Annotated in this window: 2 protein-coding genes and 1 pseudogene; 1 reads left to right on the top strand and 2 read right to left on the bottom strand. The window is 59.3% G+C overall.

The features are described 5' to 3' along the window. Nucleotides 1-16: 16 nt before the first annotated feature. Together epd and tkt are read right to left on the bottom strand one after the other, a co-directional pair. Nucleotides 17-1,069 carry an erythrose-4-phosphate dehydrogenase gene (gene epd, locus ACIQVE_RS00540; protein ID WP_402803505.1) on the bottom strand — a complete coding sequence of 351 codons (1,053 nt, stop codon included), beginning with the start codon at nucleotides 1,067-1,069 and terminating at the stop codon, nucleotides 17-19. 180 nt (nucleotides 1,070-1,249) lie between these two features. Next, a complete protein-coding gene (gene tkt, locus ACIQVE_RS00545; protein ID WP_402803508.1) occupies nucleotides 1,250-3,247 on the bottom strand; it encodes a transketolase in 1,998 nt (665 codons plus the stop codon). Between the two features lie 259 nt (nucleotides 3,248-3,506). Here tkt and ACIQVE_RS00550 point away from each other — a divergent pair. Continuing rightward, nucleotides 3,507-4,334 (top strand): annotated as a pseudogene (locus tag ACIQVE_RS00550) (ArsR/SmtB family transcription factor); the annotation flags it as partial. Nucleotides 4,335-4,423 lie beyond the last annotated feature (89 nt).

The following is a 4,423-nucleotide window of genomic DNA, read 5'->3' on the forward strand; positions in this document are numbered from 1 at the left end:
TCATGGGTCGCACTTCCTACTGTTTTTTTGAAGTTGCTGTTTGCAGATAGTGTTCTGCAACGTCCAGCATTCGGTTGGCAAAACCCCACTCGTTGTCGAACCAGGCCAGGATGTTCACCAGCCGAGGGCCGGAAACGCGGGTCTGACTGGCATCGACGATGGCCGAATGTGGGTCATGGTTGAAATCACAACTGGCGTGAGGCAATTCGGTGTAGGCCAAAAGGCCCTTGAGCGGGCCGCTGGTGGCGGCCTCACGCAGGATCCGGTTGACTTCGCCTGCGTCGGTCGCCGTGGCGGTCTGCATCGTGATATCGAGGCAGGACACATTGACCGTCGGCACGCGTACGGCTTTGGCCTGAATTCGCCCGGCAAGTTCCGGCAGCAGGCGCTCGATACCGCGCGCCAGACCAGTGGACACCGGGATCACCGACTGGAACGCCGAACGGGTGCGGCGCAGGTCTTCGTGGTGATAGGCGTCGATCACTGGCTGATCGTTCATTGCCGAGTGAATGGTGGTGATCGACACGTAATCAAGGCCGATCGCCTTATCGAGCAGACGCAACAGCGGCACGCCGCAATTGGTGGTGCAGGAGGCGTTGGACACCAGCAGTTCGTCGCCGGTCAGGCAGTCCTGATTGACGCCGTAAACGATGGTGGCGTCGACATCCGCCTCGCTGGCCATCGGCTGCGAGAACAACACGCGCGGCGCGCCGGCATTGAGGAAACGCTGGCCGTCTTCACGGGTGTTGTAGGCGCCGGAGCATTCAAGCACCAGATCGACGCCCAGCGACGCCCAATCGATGCCTTCGGGGGTGGCACTGCGCAGGACCTTCACGCAGTCGCCATTAATATGCAGACAATCGCCCTCGACCCGCACTTCGCCGGGGAACCGGCCGTGGGTAGAGTCGAAGCGTGTCAGGTATTCGATGCTGGCCATGTCGGCCAGATCGTTGATCGCGACAATTTCAAACCCGGCTTTCTCGCCTCGCTCAAACAACGCACGCAAGACGCAACGACCAATCCGGCCATAGCCGTTGAGTGCAACTTTGTAAGGACGCGGTTGAGGCATGGGGTTCTCGATAATACGCGGGCAGACACAATGCTTATTTGCGACGCATCCCTTGTGGGAGCTGGCTTGCCAGCGATAGGGCCATCCGCCTCAACATAAATGCTGTCTGAACGGACGCTATCGCTGGCAAGCCAGCTCCCACAGGGAATTGCGGTGACCGTTAGATCACCGCGTTGTGACTTAGTCTTCCAGCAGCTCTTCAGCCTGACCGAGGATGTTTTCCAGGGTGAAACCGAATTCCTCGAACAGCGCTGGCGCAGGCGCCGATTCACCGTAAGTGGTCATGCCGATAACGCGACCTTCCAGACCCACGTACTTGAACCAGAAGTCGGCGTGAGCCGCTTCGATCGCGATACGCGCGCTGACCTGCAACGGCAGGACGGCTTGCTTGTAGCCAGCATCCTGAGCATCGAACACGCTGGTGCAAGGCATGGAAACCACGCGCACCTTGCGGCCCTGCTCGGTCAGTTTGTCGAAGGCTTGAACAGCCAGACCGACTTCCGAACCGGTCGCAATCAGGATCAGCTCAGGCTCGCCTGCGCAGTCCTTCAGCACGTAGCCACCGCGGCTGATGTCGTCGATCTGGCCAGCATCACGGGTTTGGTGCTGCAGGTTCTGACGCGAGAAAATCAGCGCCGATGGGCCGTCCTTGCGCTCCAGCGCGTTTTTCCAGGCCACGGCCGATTCAACGGCATCGGCTGGACGCCAGGTGTCGAGGTTCGGTGTGGTGCGCAGGCTGGTCAGTTGCTCGATCGGCTGGTGCGTCGGGCCGTCTTCGCCCAGACCGATGGAGTCGTGGGTGTAGACGTGGATCACGCGCTTCTTCATCAGCGCCGACATGCGTACGGCGTTGCGGGCGTATTCCATGAACATCAGGAAGGTCGCGCCGTAAGGCACCAGGCCACCGTGCAGGGTCACGCCGTTCATGATCGCGGTCATGCCGAATTCGCGCACGCCGTAATACATGTAGTTGCCGCTGGCATCTTCAGCGCTGACGCCCTTGCAACCTTTCCACAGGGTCAGGTTGGAACCGGCCAGGTCAGCCGAACCGCCGAGCAATTCCGGCAGCAGCGGGCCGAACGCGTTCAGGGCGTTCTGGCTGGCTTTACGGCTGGCAATGGTTTCGCCTTTGGCAGCGACTTCAGCGATGTAGGCCGAGGCTTTTTCGGAGAAGTCTGCTGGCAGTTCACCGCTCAGACGACGGATCAGCTCGTTGGCTTCGGTCGGGAACGCGGCGGAATAGGCAGCGAAACGCTGATCCCACTCGGCTTCTACAGCGCGGCCGGATTCTTTGGCATCCCACTCGGCATAGATGTCGGCCGGGATTTCGAATGGACCGTGGTTCCAGTTCAGCGCCTGACGGGTCAAGGCGATTTCCGCGTCGCCCAGTGGGGCGCCGTGGCAATCTTCTTTGCCTTGCTTGTTTGGCGAACCGAAACCAATGGTGGTCTTGCAGCAGATCAGGGTCGGCTGCGCGCTCTTGCGAGCGGTTTCGATGGCAGTCTTGATCTCTTCCGGGTCGTGACCGTCAACGTTGCGGATCACCTGCCAGTTGTAGGCTTCGAAACGCTTTGGCGTGTCATCGGTGAACCAGCCTTCAACTTCGCCGTCGATGGAGATGCCGTTGTCATCGTAGAAGGCGATCAGCTTGCCCAGACCCAAAGTACCGGCCAGGGAAGCGACTTCATGGGAAATGCCTTCCATCATGCAGCCATCACCCAGGAAAACGTAGGTGTGGTGGTCAACGATGTTGTGGCTCGGACGGTTGAACTGCGCCGCCAGGACTTTTTCTGCCAGGGCGAAGCCCACGGCGTTGGCCAGGCCTTGACCCAGCGGGCCAGTGGTGGTCTCAACGCCAGGGGTGTAACCGAATTCCGGGTGACCCGGGGTGCGGCTGTGCAGTTGACGGAACTGCTTGAGGTCTTCGATGGACAGGTCGTAACCGGTCAGGTGCAGCAGGGAGTAGATCAACATCGAGCCATGGCCGTTGGACAGCACGAAGCGGTCACGGTCGGCGAACGATGGATTGCTCGGGTTGTGCTTGAGGTAGTCGCGCCAAAGCAAATCGGCGATATCTGCCATACCCATAGGTGCACCGGGATGGCCGCTGTTGGCTTTTTGCACGGCATCCATGCTGAGGGCACGAATGGCGTTGGCACGCTCACGACGGCTAGGCATCGCTGATCTCCTGGGTGTGAATAGATTGAAACGGAAAAAAGGAGGGCATTTTCCCTCACCGGAGCGCCTCGGGGCAATGACAGATAGTCATCCAGAGGCGTTTTTCCAATGGATAGCGGCGGATTCACTTGGTGAAACCTTTCCGCTGTCCGTTTGTAGAGTTAACCATCCTGTGAGAAGTGCCATCTATCGAGCAATATCAAAACTTTTTGATATTGGCCTTGCGGTGTTTTGAGGCCGTCACTAGACTGCCAGCCCTATGAACTTACGCGTGCCTTCCATTCGCCATGACGATTGCGACGAGCTGGCGGCCCTGTGCAAGGCCGGCGGCGATCCTCTGCGGCTGAATGTATTGCGCGCGCTGGCCAACGATTCGTTTGGCGTACTGGAGCTGGCGCAGATTTTCGGCATCGGCCAGTCCGGCATGAGTCATCACCTTAAAGTGTTGGCGCAAGCCGATCTGGTGGCGACCCGCCGCGAAGGCAACGCGATTTTCTATCGCCGCGCCCTGCCCCACACTGAATTGCTCGGTGGCAAGCTGCACGCCGCATTGTTAGAAGAAGTCGACAACCTGGCGCTGCCTGACGACGTTCAAGCGCGCATCACTCAGGTTCACGGGCAACGGGCTGCGGCCAGCCAGGACTTTTTCGCCCGGGTAGCGGAGAAGTTTCGCGCCCAGCAAGATTTGATCGCAGGTCTGCCGCAGTACCGTGAAAGCGTGGTGGCCCTGCTCGACAAACTGAATTTCGATGGTGCTGCCACGGCCATTGAAGTCGGCCCCGGCGATGGTGCTTTCCTGCCGGAGCTGGCGCGTCGCTTCAGCAGCGTAACCGCGTTGGACAACAGCCCGGCGATGCTCGAACTGGCGCGTCAGGTATGTATTCGTGAACAGCTGGCTAACGTCAGCCTGCAATTGGCCGATGCATTGAATGGCACCAGCCTTCAGGCCGATTGCGTGGTACTGAACATGGTGTTGCACCATTTCGCCGCGCCGGCCGAAGCGCTCAAGCACATGGCCGACCTGCTGCAACCGGGCGGTAGCCTGCTCGTGACAGAGTTATGTAGCCACAACCAGAGTTGGGCCAGGGAGGCCTGCGGTTATGTGTTGTTGGGTTTTGATTAGTTTTTTTTTTGAGTTTGTTTCAGCGTTTAGTTATTGGTTGTCGGGGTATGATT

The sequence above is a fragment of the Pseudomonas sp. NPDC098747 genome, from assembly GCF_044760045.1.
Classification (GTDB): domain Bacteria; phylum Pseudomonadota; class Gammaproteobacteria; order Pseudomonadales; family Pseudomonadaceae; genus Aquipseudomonas.

Excerpts from the sequence above, each read along its gene's own strand:
- epd (WP_402803505.1), bottom strand. The coding sequence starts at position 1,069 with ATGCCTCAACCGCGTCCTTACAAAGTTGCACTCAACGGCTATGGCCGG.
- tkt (WP_402803508.1), bottom strand. The coding sequence starts at position 3,247 with ATGCCTAGCCGTCGTGAGCGTGCCAACGCCATTCGTGCCCTCAGCATG.